This is a genomic window from Shewanella carassii (assembly GCF_002777975.1).
Lineage (GTDB): Bacteria > Pseudomonadota > Gammaproteobacteria > Enterobacterales > Shewanellaceae > Shewanella > Shewanella carassii.
In genome coordinates, this window is sequence record NZ_NGVS01000004.1 from 244,033 (window position 1) to 259,518 (window position 15,486).

The following is a 15,486-nucleotide window of genomic DNA, read 5'->3' on the forward strand; positions in this document are numbered from 1 at the left end:
CGAGCATGAGTAACGATTTTCAGTTTATCGAAGTGGGTCGTATCGACCCGAGCAAGCAGGCTATCGCACGCCGCAAGACAGAGTTTATTGAGATTTACCAACCCTTTGTCCAGGAACAGGTCGACCAACAGGCCGACCGCTGCCTAGACTGTGGTAACCCATACTGCGAGTGGAAGTGCCCGCTGCACAACTATATCCCTAACTGGCTCAAGCTGGCCAAACAGGGACGTATCCTGGAAGCGGCAGATCTGGTGCATGAAACCAACACTCTGCCGGAGGTCTGCGGCCGAGTCTGCCCGCAGGACAGGCTCTGTGAAGGCGCCTGTACCCTAAATGAGGACTTTGGCGCCGTCACCATAGGCAATGTGGAAAAATACATCACAGATACCGCCATCGCCCAAGGCTGGCGCCCGGACATGAGCCAAGTAACGCCCAGGAGCGAGCGGGTCGCTATCATAGGCGCAGGGCCAGCCGGTCTTGGCTGCGCCGATATCCTGGCCCGTAACGGGATCAAGGCTGTAGTCTTTGACAAATATCCTCAGATAGGCGGCCTGCTGACCTATGGCATCCCCGCCTTTAAGCTCGACAAGTCAGTAATGGCTACCCGCCGCAGCGTGATGGAAGGCATGGGGATAGAGTTCCGCCTCGGCGTCACCGTTGGTCAGGATATTCCCTTTGCCGAGTTGCTGGCGAACTTCGATGCCGTGTTCCTCGGCATGGGTACCTATAACGCCATGCAGGCGGGCCTGCCCGGAGAAGAGGCCGAAGGGGTTATTCAGGCCCTGCCCTACCTCATTGCCAACACCCGTGAATTGATGGGGCAAGCCGATCCGGCGCAGCCGTATATCGACCTCAAGGGCAAGAAGGTAGTAGTACTCGGCGGCGGTGATACCGCCATGGACTGTGTGCGCACGGCGGTGCGCCAAGGCGCCGAGTCGGTTATCTGTGCCTATCGCCGCGACGAAGAGAATATGCCGGGTTCGCGCCGTGAGGTGCAAAATGCCCGCGAAGAAGGGGTCGAGTTTCTGTTCAACCGCCAGCCGGTGGCGATTGCCACAGACGATGGCAAGGTCAAAGGCGTCGAATTTGTCGAAACCGCGCTCGGCAACGCCGATGCCAGCGGTCGCCGGCGTCCTGAGCCCATCCCGGGCAGCGATCAGTTATTGGAGGCCGACGCCGTGATTGTCGCCTTCGGTTTCCAACCCAGCCCGGCGCCCTGGTTTGCCGAGTTTGATATCGCCCTGGATCAATGGGGCCGGGTAAAAGCCGAGAAAGAAGCGGCCAATCCGTTTCAGACCAGCAACCCCAAAGTGTTTGCCGGTGGTGATATGGTCAGGGGTTCAGATCTGGTGGTCACCGCCATCGCCGAAGGGCGCGATGCGGCGCTTGGGATCCTCAACTTCCTCAGCTGACAACTCAACACTTTGAGCGTATCCGGGAACCCACCTCCCGGGTGCGCTTTTTTTCACCTGTTCTACACTCTGGGAATCGCGCAGCCAAAGCCGTTTATTGCACGCAACCTGACTTCAGCGACCAGGCTGTCACCGGCAGACTTGTTCGCACCATCCTAGGCTTATGCTATATTAAGCCGCCCTCAGGCTCACTCAAGACATTTAAAGAAGGTTAAGCCATGAAAATCGGTATTATCGGCGCCATGGAGCCGGAAGTTGCTCACCTGATTGCCTCTTTGGAAAATCCGCAGCACAGCAAGGTTGCCGGCATAGAATTTGTCAGCGGCACTTTGGTTGGCAAAGAAGTCATAGTTACCCGCTCCGGCATAGGCAAGGTTGCCGCCAGCATTGCGACCAGTCTGTTGATTGAAAAGTTCGCTCCGGATGCGGTTATCAATACCGGCTCGGCCGGTGGTTTTGTCGATGCACTGCAGATAGGCGATATCGTCATTTCCAATGAGGTCCGTTACCACGATGTCGATGTGACCGCCTTTGGCTACGAGATGGGTCAGATGGCACAGCAGCCGGCGGCCTTTATCCCGGATCCCAAGTTGATGCTGGCGGCCCAACAGGCCATCGCAGGTTTGGGAGAGGTCAAAGCCATTGAAGGCCTTATCTGCACAGGTGACAGCTTTATTTGCGATCCTGAGCGTACCGCCGTCATGTTAAAACATTTCCCCACCATGGCCGCCTGCGAAATGGAAGGCGCCGCCATTGCTCAGGTGTGTCATCAGTTCGGCGTACCCTTTGTGGTGATCCGCTCTCTGTCCGATAATGCCAACAACGACTCTCCGGTCGACTTTGACGCTTATCTGGTCAAGGCGGGGCACCACTCGGCCCTGATGGTCATAGGCATGCTGCATCACCTTTAATTAAGGAGCACCAGAGCCCATGAGCCTGCCCTTCTACGAGCAGATACTGGCCTTAGACGGGCCCCTCATTCAGGGGTTTCTGGTGCTATTTTTTGCCTTGTTACTGGCGCGCTTGGCACCGCTGCCTCAAGTCCTTCAGCCCCTTGCCTGGCTGAGCCATCTCGCCAAATCACTGGCCGCCAAGGTCAAACGAAATGACAGAGGTGCTAAGCAACAGCTGATTGCCGGCTCGCTGGCCATTCTGCTGTTGGTGTTGCCATTTTGGATAATCATCACCTTTCTACTGGAACTGGCGGCATTCCCCTGGTTCTTTGAGTTTTTGATCCTCTATCTGTGTCTCAACGACGCCTGTTTCATTCAAGAAGCCGAAGAGATATACCAAGCCCTGAGGCGGGGAGACAAAGCGGCCGCCAGAGAGTTGCTCGCCCCCTGGGTTGCCCGTGATACGGCCGAACTATCCGAGACCGGCATAGCCAAGGCCACCATAGAAAAGCTGGTGACAGCTCCGGTTCACGGTACCGCCACTGTGGTGTTTTTCTTCTGCCTTGCCGGTGCACCCATGGTGCTGTTGGTAAGAATGCTCAAACAGCTGGAGCAGAGCTGGTGGTGTCTGGATCCTCAGTACCGCTTCTTCGGTCGGCCCGTGTTTCTGGTCAATCAAGTGCTACTGTATATTCCGGCGCAGCTGTGGCGCTTTACCCTGGCGATTCAAGGCGGTCCCCAGACACTGAAACTGCTTTGGCAAACACCCCACAGCCGCTTTCCCATCGGCTTTAACTTTCAAGTATTGGCAACCGCAGCCTCGGTACTGGTGACAGAGCTGGGGGGGCCACAAAAATACTCCGGCATCAAAATACCCGTTGAAAAAGTCGGCACGGGTCCAAGACCCGATCACCAAACCATTCCCAAGGCGATTTCGCTGACCTTTCGCACCTTTGCCATCTGGTTTGCTTTCGTCGTCTTGTTACCCCTGATTTGGGTTTTGTTACGTTATTCACAAACACTTTAAATTATTCATATTCTCCTTATAATGCCTTCATTCCCCGCTTGCCACAGAGAAGGCCGCCGTGCTGGACAATATGCATATCTCTTTGACGACTCCGGCGTTGCTGTTTCCAGCAATTTCCCTGCTGTTGCTGGCCTATACCAATAGATTTTTCTCACTGGCCGCCTTGATCCGTACCCTGAGTGGCGGAGAAAAACCGGTTGCCGCCGAACAGCTGAAAAACCTGCGTCGCCGCATCGTTATTATCCGCCGCATGCAGGAGGCCGGTGTCACCAGCTTCGCCCTATGCGTACTGTGTATGATTTTTATCTATCTTGGGTTTAACACCACAGGTTCAATCATTTTCGGTGCCAGTTTATTGTTGCTGTTGTATTCCTTGATCCTGTCAGTGATTGAGATCCGTATCTCGGTCGACGCCCTTAACATCCATCTCAAAGAAATGAGTTGATAACCAAGCTCCAGTCTCACTTTGACCGGGCAGTCTCCTCAGGGTAGCCCGGAAACAAACAAGAGATTAAACCGGGTGATTGACATGGCTACGGACTTGATCACCAGAGTGGGAGGAGGCATTATTCTGACTCGCCTTTATCGCCGGGATAGCATGATGCAACGCACTGAAACCTGTGCCACTGTTTTTAACAATAAGTGTCAGCCGTAACCTAAAAATCCTAGGCCGTCAAAATTGAGTTGAATTTAAGATGGCCACTTTTTAAACACCTGTAATTAGCAGCGTTTGACTTGAAGACCAAGAGAGAATGATTTTACGTTTTTTGGGGTTATTCCTGGCATTATTGAGCTCACCATTGCTGGCCAACAGCGGCGATATGCCACAGGAGCAGCAGATGGCAGTGCGCTATATTCATGCCCTGACCACTCATGACTATCAAGAACTGGCCAACTTTTATAATCGTGACAGCGTCTTCAACGATCGGACTGCGGGACGTAAATATACCGGCGGCAGACATATCATAGAATTTCTGGAGCGGGCCCACCGCGGCGTGCTTGAATATCAATTCAACATAGAACACATGTTCAACTCAGGCTCGCTGGTGGTGATGATAGGCAACTACCACTACAAAGGCCCGGGAGAACAGTTCGGCAAACCTGGAAAAATTATCGATATAGCCATACCCGGGGTGACCACACTAAAGTTAGATACCCTCAATCACAGGGTTAAAGAGCATATGGATCTGATGGACTATCAGACCATGGCAGACCAACTTGCCGCCCAATAATGTCCCGTTCCTCCAGCGGGAACCCAAGTTATTTTTTACTGTCCAACCCTCTGAGTGCAAACAGCGAGATCAGGGTTCATTCTGATCCGAGAGGTAAAGATGAGTCGACTATCCATACTGGCCCCACTGGCGATATGTTTTCCCTTGGCTCCACAGGCTCAGGCAACCCTTGCTAACGAAGAAGCATTTGAGCCACCGCTAGTAGTTTCTTACACGGTACAACCTGTGAACCGTTTCAATCAAAAGCTGTTGCAAGCGCAACATCAACAGGCTCCCTGGAGTCAAGATCCCGAAGGAATAAGCCGCCAATACTCAGGCTCGGCCTTTAAGTTCGTTCGCATCAGTCACTCTCAAGGTAAGACCTTAACCTATAGCGTCAGCACTCAGGAGGGGCACCCACAGATGTTGCTCATTTTGGCGCTCGATAATGATGCCGGCGATTGGTCGATAGATAAGGCCGTTCTTAGTTGGCGCTGCCAGAACAAGGCCTACTTTGGTACCGACAACTGTAGCCCACCTCACAAACACTGAGCCAGATTCAGGCAAGAAAAAACCCGGCAATGCCGGGTTTGGTATTTTAAACGCTTGAACAAACGCTTAGATTTAAGTCCCTTAGAATTTAGGTACTTTGAGCTCAGGCCAGTGTTACCTTGGCAAACTTACGTTTACCGACCTGGAATACCGCGCATGTGCCGGCGCTCAGAACCAGCTTGCTGTCTTCAAGCTTATCACCATCCATCTTCACCGCACCTTGCTTGATCATCCGCATGGCATCTGAAGTGGAGCCTACCAGACCGGCTTCTTTTAGCAGATTGGCAATCGCCAGCCCTTCACCAGCTTCCAGAGTTAGCTCGGGAATCTCATCTGGCATGGCGCCCTTTTGGAAACGATTGATAAAGGCTTGATGAGCAGCCTCGGCAGCTTCTTCACTGTGGAAACGGCCGATAATCTCTTTCGCCAGGGCTATCTTGATATCTCTGGGGTTGGCACCGGCTTCGACATCGGCCTTAAACTGCTCGATTTCAGTCAGCGGACGGAAAGACAACAGCTCCAGGTAACGCCACATCAGCTCATCAGAGATGGACATTATCTTACCGAACATCTCATCCGGAGCTTCGCTGATACCAATGTAGTTACCCGCAGACTTGGACATCTTCTTCACGCCGTCCAGCCCTTCCAGCAGCGGCATCATGATCACTGCCTGTGGCTTCATGCCTTCGGATTTCTGCAACTCACGGCCCATCAACAGGTTGAACTTCTGATCCGTACCGCCCAGCTCGACATCGGCGTTCAATGCCACTGAGTCATAGCCCTGCAGCAATGGGTACATGAACTCATGGATAGCAATCGATTGACCCGAGGCAAAGCGCTTCTTGAAGTCGTCACGCTCCATCATACGAGCCACTGTCTGGCGCGAGGCCAGGCGGATCATACCGGCGGCGCCGAGGTCTTCCAGCCAGCTGGAGTTGAACTCAATTCGGGTCTTGGCCGGATCCAGAATTTTGAATACCTGTTCCTTGTAGGTTTCGGCATTGGCTAATACCTGTTCGCGGGTCAGTGGTGGGCGAGTACTGTTCTTGCCACTCGGGTCGCCGACCATACCGGTAAAGTCACCAATAAGGAAGATAACCTCGTGCCCCAGTTCCTGAAACAGTCTGAGCTTATTGAGAATAACGGTATGGCCAAGGTGAATGTCCGGCGCAGTCGGGTCAGCACCCAACTTGATTTTCAGTGGCCGACCTTCTTTCAGCTTTTCCAGCAGATCCGCCTCGAGCAAAATCTCGTCGGTACCACGTTTAATTTCCGCCATTATTTGTGCTAAATCAGCCATCTCGCCAATAACTCCCTAGGCTCTTCAAATTCAAAGAGACTTATGTTACTTGTTAGCCAGCCTAAATGAAAGTGTGTACACTAAGGCAATATGCCCAAGAATTAAGAAATTGGTATCCGGGTCGATGGCAAAGCTTATTACTCTCTTCAGACTGCTGCCCAGAAAGCATCAAATATTGCTCAGTATTTTCACCACTATTACCCTGATAACCCTATTGCTGCCCTCTGACGAAGCCGAGGCATCGAAAAACAGCGCCAGCCCGGAAACTCACGTCCGTTACCAAGTGCCTCTGGCCTTTCGTACCCCCACCTCGCCCACGGCTCAGCAAGTGGTTGAAAGCGGGCAACGCCCGGATTCAGAAGCCGCCGCCGAGGCGTTGACAGAGAAACTCAATCAACAGGCCAAAGCGGCCCTGACAGTTCCAGAGCAAGCCAGTCCGGCGATAGCCGAGTTGGAACACTTCGAGATAAAGAGTGGCGATACCCTGGCGGCGCTCTTCAGCCGCGCCTCACTCACCGCCAGAGAGGTTTACGACATCACTCAACTGCCACTGGCGAAGAAAAACCTGCTGAAAATCATGCCAGGTGACGAAGTCGCCATAGGTAAGAACGCCGAGGGCGAACTGCAAGAGCTGAGATACCGCCTCGATGCCATCTCTACCCTGATAGTCCGCAAACAAGGCAAAGGTTACGAAGAGGAACTGGCGGTAAAAACTGTCGAGACCCGGGATAAATTCGCCCGCGCCAGTATCAAGAACAACTTCTGGAATGCCGGTGTCGATGCCGGACTGACCCCGGCGCAGATTATGCAACTGGCCACCATATTCGGCTGGGACGTCGACTTTGCCCTGGATATCCGCGAAGGCGACAGCTTTGCCCTCATGTATGAAGAGGAATATGCCGACGGCGAGTTTCTGCGTAACGGCAACATATTGGCCGCCGAGTTTATCAACCAGGGCGAGCGATACACTGCAGTGAGATACAAGGATGGCAACTACTATTCCGAGGAAGGCCGCAGCATGCGCAAGGCATTCCTGCGCTCTCCGGTTGACTTCAAGTACGTCAGTTCCAACTTCAATCCCCGTCGTCTGCATCCAGTTACCGGTCAGGTGAAGGCTCACCGCGGGGTAGATTATGTTGCCGCCATAGGTACTCCCATCAAGGCGGCAGGCAGCGGGCGGGTGATCAAGGCTGGCTACAACCAATACAACGGCAACTATGTGTTTATCAAACACAACGAAACTTATACCACCAAATACCTGCATCTCAACAAGCGTAAGGTCAAACAAGGTGAAAGCGTCAAACAGGGACAGATCATAGGAACCCTTGGCCGCACAGGCCGGGTAACAGGTGCGCACCTACACTATGAGTTTATCGTCAACGGTGTACACAGAAATCCACGCACTGTGGATCTCCCCAAGGCAGAAGCCATAGCCAAGAGCGAACGTGTCGCCTTCCAACAGCTCAGTAACCAATTAATGGCCACGCTACATCGCAACAAACAAGTTCAGGTTGCGATGCAATAACAGGGATAGCATAGATGAATTCAGGATACTTTATTGGGCTGATGTCAGGCACCAGCATGGACGGTGTTGACGCCGTGTTGGTGGACTTCAGCAAGGGTCAACCCAAGCTGCTTGGCCAGCATACCGAGCCGTTACCCACCCATCTGTTCAAGGGTTTGCAACGTCTGTGCCAGCCGGATACGGATGAAATCAACCGTTTGGGGCGGCTGGATCGCACTGTGGGTAAGGTGTTTGCAGCCGCGGTCAAGCAACTGCTGGCCAAGACTGGGGTGAATAAGGAGCAGGTATGCGCCATCGGCAGTCATGGTCAGACAGTGCGCCATATGCCCAATCTGGAAGTGGGCTTTACCTTGCAGATTGGCGATCCTAACACTATCGCCGCCGAAACCGGTATAGATGTTATCGCCGACTTTCGCCGCAAAGATGTCGCCCTCGGTGGCCAGGGAGCGCCCTTAGTGCCGGCATTCCACCAGCAGATCTTCTCAAACCCGGGAATAAATCGCATCATTCTCAATATCGGCGGCATCGCCAACATCACTTTCCTGCCCGCCGATAACCAAAAAATTCTTGGCTTTGATACTGGCCCGGGCAATACCTTGATAGACGCCTGGAGCCAGCAAGTGAGGCAATTGCCGTTTGATGAAGATGGCCAATGGGCCGAAAGCGGCAACAGCTCGGCGGAGTTTCTGGCACAACTGTTATCTCACCCCTATTTCTCGCTGGATTATCCCAAGAGCACAGGTCGAGAGCTATTCAACAACGCCTGGTTGGATCAACAGCTAGCGCTGTTCAGCCATCTGCCGGAAGAGGATATTCAATCGACGCTCTTGGATCTCACCTGTCACAGCATTGCCAGGGACATAGCCAAGTTGAGCCCGGATGGCGAAATCTATGTCTGTGGCGGCGGCGCGCTCAATGGCGCGTTGATGAAACGCCTCGGTGCCCAGTTACCCAACCACAGCATAGCCACTACTTCGGCGCTGGGTATCGATCCCAAGTGGGTAGAAGGCATAGCGTTTGCCTGGTTGGCGCTGCGCCACCATCAAGGGCTGCCAGCCAACCTGCCGGCGGTAACCGGAGCCAGCCGCGAAGCCGTGCTCGGCGCCCGCTTTCCTGCCGCCTGAGAACAGATTGGCATCAACTAGGCAAAGCCGAAAAACGGGAATTAGCCATTGCGCCCTGCGGGGCGCTTTTTCTTGCCTGCAAGCGGTGTTAACATGCCGTCAATTTTTGGCCGGGCACAGTGCCATGGCCACCGAGATGAGATGTCACCATGAGCAAGAAACAAATCCAGGCCCAGTTCGCCGGTATGACTCCAGAAGGCCGCTACGACTTTCTGGTAGAGCAGGTCAAAGAGCACAAAGAGCTGTGGGTATTACAGGACAATGACGGCTGCGTGATGCTGACCACGGACGATGAAGACTGTATTCCAGTTTGGCCCAGTGAAGAGACGGCTTCTCTGTGGGCCGAGGATGATTGGCAGGATTGTCGGCCGCTGTCCATCGGCCTGGCCGAATGGCTGGAGCGCTGGGTGCCCGGTATGGAAGATGATGAGCTCTATGTTGCCGTCTTCCCAATGCTGGAAGATCTTGGCGTAGTCATCCCGCCACATGAGCTGGAGCAGCGACTGGCACCCAAGACGCGTCACTGAGTCAATAGAACATGAGTCAATAGTGCACAAGGAGCGCCGTAAGATGAACCAAGCCGCCACTGAAAGCTACGCCATACCCAAACGCCTGCTACTGCTGATGCTGCTTTATATTGCCGCTGCGGTCAGTGGCCTGATTGCCGGTCAGGGTGTCGTCTTTTGTCTGCTGACGTTGATCATGGTGTTGGCGGTATTGGCACGCCATCAGGCCGGCCTATGGGCACTGCGGCTCTATACCTTGGTGCAGCTAGCGCTAGTGAGCTTCCTACCCTATATTCTTGATCAAGGTGACAATGTAACCACAGGTCCTAACGCTCTCAAGATCACAGGGTTTGAGTTCAAGGTGCCGGACTGGGCCATTTTCAGCTTTCTGATAGGCTTTTGCATGTTACAGGTATGGGTAGCCTTTACCCCTAAGGTCAAAGCCTTCTTCAAGCGTAAGATGAACTTCAACCTGATGCAGTAACCGACCTTTCGCCCACAAAAAAGCCGTCCCAGTGGACGGCTTTTTGTTGCTTTGATTCTTGGCTATACCGAGAAGCTGGCACCACAACCACAGGTGGTGGTGGCGTTGGGATTCTTGACGAAGAAACGCGAACCTTCCAGCCCTGAGGTATAATCCACTTCACCGCCAACGAGGTATTGCAGGCTCATGGGGTCGACCACCAGCTGTACTCCTTGTTTTTCCACGGTGAAATCGCCTTCATTCACTTTTTCATCAAAGGTGAAGCCATACTGAAAACCTGAGCAGCCGCCACCCGTGACATAGACCCGCAGCTTCAGCGCACTGTTCTGTTCTTCTTCCAGCAAGGCCTTGACCTTGGCAGCCGCCGCATCGGTAAACTGGATGGGCATAGCTGATTCAGCTTGTTCAGTCATTACTACCTCTTACATCTATTTGCTGTGGCAGATTATCTGTTACCTGACTATTTTGTTCAAGTATTATGCCGGGATCTTTTTCACCTTCAAGCAGCTCCGTCAGGTTGAAACTTTGTTCGGTTTCAGCGCCTTTATTCCAACGGCTTGCCGGCACTATGACCTTGACATTCATCTGCTGTAATTCAAAGCCTTCGGGCAGAGTAAAGTCCGTTTCCAATACCTGAAAGTACTTGAAGTTAAATGCCAACTTGGTGTCCACCAGTTTAGCCAAATTCAATTCGACTTGCTTGCCCTCTTGCATGCCAATGAGAAGTATCTCACTTCTTCCCTTGAGTGCCTGTTTACGCTTTTGCAATTGGGTCAGCACCAACTTTAGGTGGTACTGTCCAGGAGCGGCTATAGACGTCAATTCCAAACCATGGATGGCCACACCATCGGCGTTACGCTCAGGTGCCATGATGCTGCGGTAGAAGGCCAACTCCCGCTCCAACTCCTGTTGTTTCTTGTGTTGCTTGTTGAACAACTGCTGCATCTGTTCGTTGGCTTCCCTAGCCAGACTCAACTCCAAATTGCGACTCGCCAGCAGCTGAGCCTGCTCTTGCAACTGCCCCTGTAGTCGCTGACTCTTGGCATCATTCCGCAGTAATTTTACCTCAGTAGGCGGAATGAAAAAGTGGTAGCTGAGCAGTCCAGCCAGAAAGGCCACCATGACCAAGAGCAACAAATACGGACTGGACGGACGAATATTTCGCTCCATCACTTGCAGGCGATCGAGCCAGCGATGATAATTTGCCATTAACTAACAGCCCCTTATATAAAAATTTCCATCTTGGGTACTAAGAATTCACATTAGGCTTCGGAAAGCAGCGGTGCAGGCAAGATTCAGAAAGTTCAAACTTGAGGCGCGAAAGTATCTGCGCCACCAGATGAGAGACAAGCTGTCCCAAACGAGGATCAGTATTCAACTGTGTCTGCTGGCCCTGCTGTTTGCGCTGATGGCCTCGGCGGTCATCATACTGTTTCGCCTGCTGCTGCAATGGGCCAATCATTTTACCCAAACACAAGAATGGGATTTTACGGGCTCAATCGGTGACTGGCGAGTCCTGTTACCACTTTTTGGGGCTTTTTTGATCTGGCTTGTCGCCAAATTAGGTTCCAAACGCTACAAACGCATGGGCATAGCCTATGTGCTGCACCGGGTGAAGCTACATTACGGCAAGATCCCGCTGCAATCAGCACCGGGGCAGTTTTTTCAGGCGCTGTTTGCGCTGGCGAGCAACTTCTCGGTCGGTCGTGAAGGCCCAGCCATTCATCTGGGGGCGGTCACCGCCTCGGTATTGGCGGAAAAATTCAAGCTGCCGGACAACAGCGTGCGCATCATGTGCGCCAGCGGCATAGCCGCCGGGATAGCCGCCACCTTCAACGCGCCACTGGCCGCCGTGGTGTTTGTCCTCGAAGTAATCCTCAGGGAATACAAGGTACAGTACTTCTTCCCCATCATGCTATCGGCCATCTGCGGCGCCGTATCCAGCCAAGTGGTGTTCGGTAATATCCACGAGTTTGATGCCATCAAGGTCAGCCATATTCCACTGGATCAGTACCCGCTGCTGGCTCTCGGCGGTATTGTGCTGGGGGTCGCCGCGGCCCTATTCAATCACAGCCTTATTCAGGTGACCGAGCGCGGCCAACACTGGCCCTTGATAGTCCGCCTGTTGCTGGCTGGGGTTATCACCACTTTGATAGGCCTGGTGTTGCCTCAGGCACTGGGCAGCGGTGAAATGGCCATAGGACTGGCGGTCAGCGACAATCCGGCCATCTGGTTTTTGCTGGCGGTTTTGCTGGCCAAGATTATCGCTACCATTGCCGCCATCGGCCTTGGGATCCCGGGTGGGGTCATAGGGCCACTCTACGGCATAGGGGCCTTGGGCGGCGCTATTCTGGCTCAGGCGACCGCGCTGCTGTTTCCCTCGGTGGCCCCCTATGCAGGGCTCTATACCGTCATCGGCATGACCGCTATGATGGGGGTTTGCCTCAGTGCACCGCTCGCCGCCCTGGTGGCGCTGCTGGAGATGACCAATGATGCCTCCATCATACTGCCCGGAATGATAGTGGCCGTGCCCGCCTACCTCATCGCCTATCAGGGGCTGAATGCCAAATCCATATTCTTTCGTCAGTTGGACATCATGGGCCTGGGTTACAAGGTGGCTCCGGTTAACCTGGGATTACAGAAACTCGGGGTACGCGCCCTGATGGACAGGCGCATAGTGATAGTCAACAACAATGATGAGCTGCTGCTGGAAGTGATGAAACGCGCCCAGGGCAGGCCCGTGCTTGCCAGAGATGCCGAAGGCCAGATTGCCATGCTGGAGTTGCAGATGCCTTCGTTTGACACTGATACCAGCCTGACACAGCACAGGATCCAGGGGCTACCCGACTCGGCTACTCTCAACGAGGTGTATGAAATTTTGGCGCCAAAACGTGCCGGTGAAGTCTTTATCTATCAGGATACCCCGGAGAATATCGTCGGAGTAATCAGTTGGTCTAACCTGCAGCAGGAAATCCGTGCCGGAGAAGTGTAATTTCAGTCATCAGTCATTTTCATGACCGCCGCCTTCTGTTATAGTTGCGCCTCAGCCAAACCCTACATAACCCATGGGTCCAGACCTCAGTGTCAACACCCAATTGCATTGGAAACCAAGGCTGATGAACCAGTTCCAGGGATCACATATCCTCTCCGTAAACCAGTTAGATCTGGACGCCATTCAAACCATTTTCACAGTAGCCCAAAAGATGACCCCCTACGCCCTGCGCGAAAAGCGCACCAAGGTGCTAGAAGGGGCTATCCTCGGCAATCTGTTTTTTGAACCCAGCACCCGCACCCGAGTCAGCTTCGGCTGCGCCTTCAACCTGCTTGGTGGCCGGGTCGCAGAAACGGTCGGCATGGCCTCCTCGTCGCTGTCCAAGGGGGAGTCCCTCTACGATACCGCCAGGGTGTTGTCCAGCTACTCGGATGTGATTGCCATGCGCCACCCCGAGTCCTACTCGGTACGCGAGTTTGCCGAAGGCAGCCGGGTGCCTGTGATTAACGGCGGCGATGGTGCCAACGAACATCCAACCCAGGCGCTGCTGGATCTGTTCACCATACAGAAAGAGCTGCACAGCAAAGGCTTAGGCATAGATGGCATGCATATCGCCATGGTAGGCGATCTCAAATACGGCCGCACTGTGCACTCGCTGTCGCGCCTCTTGTGCATGTACAAGAACATCAGCTTCACCCTGATCTCCCCTGCCGAGCTGGCAATGCCCGACTATGTGATCGCCGACATTGAAAATGCCGGGCACAAGATCACAATAACCGAACAACTGGAAGGCAATTTAGATCAAGCCGATATACTCTATCTGACACGCATTCAGGAAGAGCGCTTCCCCTCGCAGGAGGAAGCCGATAAGTATCGTGGCAAGTTCCGTTTGAACAGCGCCATATACACCAAAAATTGTAAGTCCAATACAGTGATCATGCATCCATTGCCTCGGGACTCCAGGCTGCAGGCCAATGAGCTGGACAATGATCTCAACAACCATCCCAACCTGGCAATATTCCGTCAGGCCGACAATGGCTTGTTGATCCGTATGGCACTGTTTGCCCTGACACTCGGGGTGGACAATCAGTTGGAAAAATATGAGTGTCCGGTTAACTGGTATTCACGCAAGGCCGATCGCTAGAGAGCGGCCACTGACTTTAAGGATTAAACATGACCCGTTCTGAAGACCTGTTTGAACAGGCCAAGAAAACCATCCCCGGCGGTGTGAACTCGCCAGTACGTGCCTTCAATGGTGTAGGCGGTTCTCCCCGTTTCATCGAAAAAGCCGACGGTGCCTATATCTATGATGCCGATGGCAAAGCTTATATCGACTATGTCGGTTCCTGGGGGCCTATGATCCTGGGTCACAACCATCCCAAGATCCGCGAAGCCGTGCTCAAGGCGGTGGAAAACGGTCTGTCTTTCGGCGCCCCTACCGAACTGGAAGTGCAGATGGCAGAAAAAGTCATTGAGATGGTGCCTTCCATAGAACAAGTACGTATGGTGAGCTCTGGTACAGAAGCCACCATGAGCGCCATACGCCTGGCTCGGGGTTACACCAACAGAGACAAGATCCTCAAGTTCGAAGGCTGCTACCACGGCCATGCCGACTGTCTGCTGGTTAAGGCCGGTTCCGGCGCCCTGACTCTGGGTCAGCCCAGCTCCCCAGGGATCCCTGCTGACTTTGCCAAGCACACCCTGACCGCTGTCTATAACGATCTGGACTCAGTCAAAGAGCTGTTCAGCCAGCATCCGCAGGATATCGCCTGTATCATACTCGAGCCGGTTGCCGGCAACATGAACTGTATCCCGCCGGTTGCAGGTTTCCTCGAAGGACTGCGTGAGCTTTGCGATCAGTTCGGCGCCCTGCTGATCATCGACGAAGTGATGACAGGCTTCCGCGTCTCCAAGAGCGGTGCCCAAGGTCACTATGGCGTGACACCGGATCTGACCACTCTGGGTAAGGTTATCGGCGGCGGTATGCCGGTTGGTGCCTTCGGTGGCAAGAAAGAAGTCATGCAGTATATTGCCCCGACTGGCCCTGTGTACCAAGCAGGCACACTTTCAGGTAACCCTATCGCCATGACCGCAGGTCTGGCCCAGCTGGAAGCCCTGTCAGAGCCAGGCCTCTATGAGGAACTGGCAGCCAAGACCAAGCGTATTGCCGAAGGCTTCAAGGCCGCGGCCGACAAGCATGGTATCCCCATGGCCATCAACTATGTTGGTGGCATGTTTGGTTTCTTCTTTACCGATGAAGAGAAGATAACCGGCTTTGAGCAGGTCACCAAGTGCAACATGGAGCAGTTCCGCGCCTTCTATCACGGCATGCTGGACGAGGGTATTTACCTGGCACCAAGCGCCTTTGAGGCAGGCTTCCTGTCTATGGCTCACGGCGAGCAAGAGCTGCAGGCGACTCTGGATGCAGCCGATCGTGTTCTAGCCCGCATGAAGTAATCC

16 protein-coding genes are annotated in these 15,486 nt (G+C 53.7%); 13 read left to right on the forward strand and 3 right to left on the reverse strand.

Going from position 1 to position 15,486, the window contains the following annotated elements; genetic code table 11:
* Window positions 1–5: 5 nt before the first annotated feature.
* The 6 genes from CBE72_RS01915 (at window position 6) to CBE72_RS01940 (ending at window position 5,095) form a co-directional block, all read left to right on the forward strand.
* Window positions 6–1,412 carry an FAD-dependent oxidoreductase gene (locus tag CBE72_RS01915; protein ID WP_100142049.1) on the forward strand — a complete coding sequence of 469 codons (1,407 nt, stop codon included), beginning with the start codon at window positions 6–8 and terminating at the stop codon, window positions 1,410–1,412.
* A 218-nt stretch (window positions 1,413–1,630) separates the two neighbouring features.
* Window positions 1,631–2,323, forward strand: a complete 693-nt coding sequence (locus CBE72_RS01920; protein ID WP_100142050.1) for a 5'-methylthioadenosine/adenosylhomocysteine nucleosidase — start codon at window positions 1,631–1,633, stop codon at window positions 2,321–2,323.
* A 19-nt stretch (window positions 2,324–2,342) separates the two neighbouring features.
* Entirely contained in the window at window positions 2,343–3,332 is a 990-nt protein-coding gene (locus tag CBE72_RS01925) for a cobalamin biosynthesis protein CobD/CbiB (RefSeq protein ID WP_100142051.1), read from the forward strand.
* A gap of 70 nt (window positions 3,333–3,402) precedes the next feature.
* Window positions 3,403–3,777: a DUF2721 domain-containing protein gene (locus tag CBE72_RS01930; protein WP_100142115.1), complete on the forward strand. Its 375-nt coding sequence runs from the start codon at window positions 3,403–3,405 to the stop codon at window positions 3,775–3,777.
* Between the two features lie 307 nt (window positions 3,778–4,084).
* Window positions 4,085–4,564: a nuclear transport factor 2 family protein gene (locus CBE72_RS01935; protein ID WP_100142052.1), complete on the forward strand. Its 480-nt coding sequence runs from the start codon at window positions 4,085–4,087 to the stop codon at window positions 4,562–4,564.
* A 99-nt stretch (window positions 4,565–4,663) separates the two neighbouring features.
* A complete protein-coding gene (locus CBE72_RS01940) occupies window positions 4,664–5,095 on the forward strand; it encodes a hypothetical protein (protein ID WP_100142053.1) in 432 nt (143 codons plus the stop codon).
* A gap of 103 nt (window positions 5,096–5,198) precedes the next feature.
* On the opposite strand, the gene tyrS is transcribed toward CBE72_RS01940, so the two are convergent.
* On the reverse strand, window positions 5,199–6,395 hold the full coding sequence (gene tyrS / locus CBE72_RS01945) for a tyrosine--tRNA ligase (RefSeq protein ID WP_100142054.1): 1,197 nt from the start codon (window positions 6,393–6,395) through the stop codon (window positions 5,199–5,201).
* A 124-nt stretch (window positions 6,396–6,519) separates the two neighbouring features.
* On the opposite strand from tyrS, the gene CBE72_RS01950 reads away from it, so the two are divergent.
* The 4 genes from CBE72_RS01950 (at window position 6,520) to CBE72_RS01965 (ending at window position 10,034) form a co-directional block, all read left to right on the forward strand.
* The gene (locus tag CBE72_RS01950; RefSeq protein WP_100142055.1) at window positions 6,520–7,920 is read left to right on the forward strand and encodes a peptidoglycan DD-metalloendopeptidase family protein; all 1,401 of its coding nucleotides are present in this window, start codon (window positions 6,520–6,522) and stop codon (window positions 7,918–7,920) included.
* Window positions 7,921–7,934: 14 nt separating this feature from the next.
* Window positions 7,935–9,044: an anhydro-N-acetylmuramic acid kinase gene (locus CBE72_RS01955; protein ID WP_100142056.1), complete on the forward strand. Its 1,110-nt coding sequence runs from the start codon at window positions 7,935–7,937 to the stop codon at window positions 9,042–9,044.
* Window positions 9,045–9,193: 149 nt separating this feature from the next.
* On the forward strand, window positions 9,194–9,571 hold the full coding sequence (locus CBE72_RS01960; RefSeq protein WP_100142057.1) for a DUF2750 domain-containing protein: 378 nt from the start codon (window positions 9,194–9,196) through the stop codon (window positions 9,569–9,571).
* Between the two features lie 43 nt (window positions 9,572–9,614).
* On the forward strand, window positions 9,615–10,034 hold the full coding sequence (locus CBE72_RS01965; RefSeq protein WP_100142058.1) for a hypothetical protein: 420 nt from the start codon (window positions 9,615–9,617) through the stop codon (window positions 10,032–10,034).
* Window positions 10,035–10,096: 62 nt separating this feature from the next.
* On the opposite strand, the gene erpA is transcribed toward CBE72_RS01965, so the two are convergent.
* Window positions 10,097–10,447 carry an iron-sulfur cluster insertion protein ErpA gene (erpA, locus tag CBE72_RS01970; RefSeq protein ID WP_100142059.1) on the reverse strand — a complete coding sequence of 117 codons (351 nt, stop codon included), beginning with the start codon at window positions 10,445–10,447 and terminating at the stop codon, window positions 10,097–10,099.
* Window positions 10,440–11,243, reverse strand: a complete 804-nt coding sequence (locus CBE72_RS01975) for a DUF6776 family protein (RefSeq protein WP_100142060.1) — start codon at window positions 11,241–11,243, stop codon at window positions 10,440–10,442. The genes erpA and CBE72_RS01975 overlap by 8 nt, the downstream gene beginning before the upstream one ends.
* 130 nt (window positions 11,244–11,373) lie before the next feature.
* On the opposite strand from CBE72_RS01975, the gene CBE72_RS01980 reads away from it, so the two are divergent.
* The 3 genes from CBE72_RS01980 (at window position 11,374) to hemL (ending at window position 15,483) form a co-directional block, all read left to right on the forward strand.
* Window positions 11,374–13,026: a chloride channel protein gene (locus tag CBE72_RS01980; RefSeq protein ID WP_100142116.1), complete on the forward strand. Its 1,653-nt coding sequence runs from the start codon at window positions 11,374–11,376 to the stop codon at window positions 13,024–13,026.
* Between the two features lie 124 nt (window positions 13,027–13,150).
* Window positions 13,151–14,170: an aspartate carbamoyltransferase gene (locus CBE72_RS01985; protein ID WP_100142061.1), complete on the forward strand. Its 1,020-nt coding sequence runs from the start codon at window positions 13,151–13,153 to the stop codon at window positions 14,168–14,170.
* Window positions 14,171–14,199: 29 nt separating this feature from the next.
* Entirely contained in the window at window positions 14,200–15,483 is a 1,284-nt protein-coding gene (gene hemL, locus CBE72_RS01990) for a glutamate-1-semialdehyde 2,1-aminomutase (protein ID WP_028779763.1), read from the forward strand.
* Window positions 15,484–15,486 lie beyond the last annotated feature (3 nt).

Excerpts from the sequence above, each read along its gene's own strand:
- CBE72_RS01915 (WP_100142049.1), top strand. The coding sequence starts at position 6 with ATGAGTAACGATTTTCAGTTTATCGAAGTGGGTCGTATCGACCCGAGC.
- CBE72_RS01920 (WP_100142050.1), top strand. The coding sequence starts at position 1,631 with ATGAAAATCGGTATTATCGGCGCCATGGAGCCGGAAGTTGCTCACCTG.
- CBE72_RS01925 (WP_100142051.1), top strand. The coding sequence starts at position 2,343 with ATGAGCCTGCCCTTCTACGAGCAGATACTGGCCTTAGACGGGCCCCTC.
- CBE72_RS01930 (WP_100142115.1), top strand. The coding sequence starts at position 3,403 with ATGCATATCTCTTTGACGACTCCGGCGTTGCTGTTTCCAGCAATTTCC.
- CBE72_RS01935 (WP_100142052.1), top strand. The coding sequence starts at position 4,085 with ATGATTTTACGTTTTTTGGGGTTATTCCTGGCATTATTGAGCTCACCA.
- CBE72_RS01940 (WP_100142053.1), top strand. The coding sequence starts at position 4,664 with ATGAGTCGACTATCCATACTGGCCCCACTGGCGATATGTTTTCCCTTG.
- tyrS (WP_100142054.1), bottom strand. The coding sequence starts at position 6,395 with ATGGCTGATTTAGCACAAATAATGGCGGAAATTAAACGTGGTACCGAC.
- CBE72_RS01950 (WP_100142055.1), top strand. The coding sequence starts at position 6,520 with ATGGCAAAGCTTATTACTCTCTTCAGACTGCTGCCCAGAAAGCATCAA.
- CBE72_RS01955 (WP_100142056.1), top strand. The coding sequence starts at position 7,935 with ATGAATTCAGGATACTTTATTGGGCTGATGTCAGGCACCAGCATGGAC.
- CBE72_RS01960 (WP_100142057.1), top strand. The coding sequence starts at position 9,194 with ATGAGCAAGAAACAAATCCAGGCCCAGTTCGCCGGTATGACTCCAGAA.
- CBE72_RS01965 (WP_100142058.1), top strand. The coding sequence starts at position 9,615 with ATGAACCAAGCCGCCACTGAAAGCTACGCCATACCCAAACGCCTGCTA.
- erpA (WP_100142059.1), bottom strand. The coding sequence starts at position 10,447 with ATGACTGAACAAGCTGAATCAGCTATGCCCATCCAGTTTACCGATGCG.
- CBE72_RS01975 (WP_100142060.1), bottom strand. The coding sequence starts at position 11,243 with ATGGCAAATTATCATCGCTGGCTCGATCGCCTGCAAGTGATGGAGCGA.
- CBE72_RS01980 (WP_100142116.1), top strand. The coding sequence starts at position 11,374 with ATGAGAGACAAGCTGTCCCAAACGAGGATCAGTATTCAACTGTGTCTG.
- CBE72_RS01985 (WP_100142061.1), top strand. The coding sequence starts at position 13,151 with ATGAACCAGTTCCAGGGATCACATATCCTCTCCGTAAACCAGTTAGAT.
- hemL (WP_028779763.1), top strand. The coding sequence starts at position 14,200 with ATGACCCGTTCTGAAGACCTGTTTGAACAGGCCAAGAAAACCATCCCC.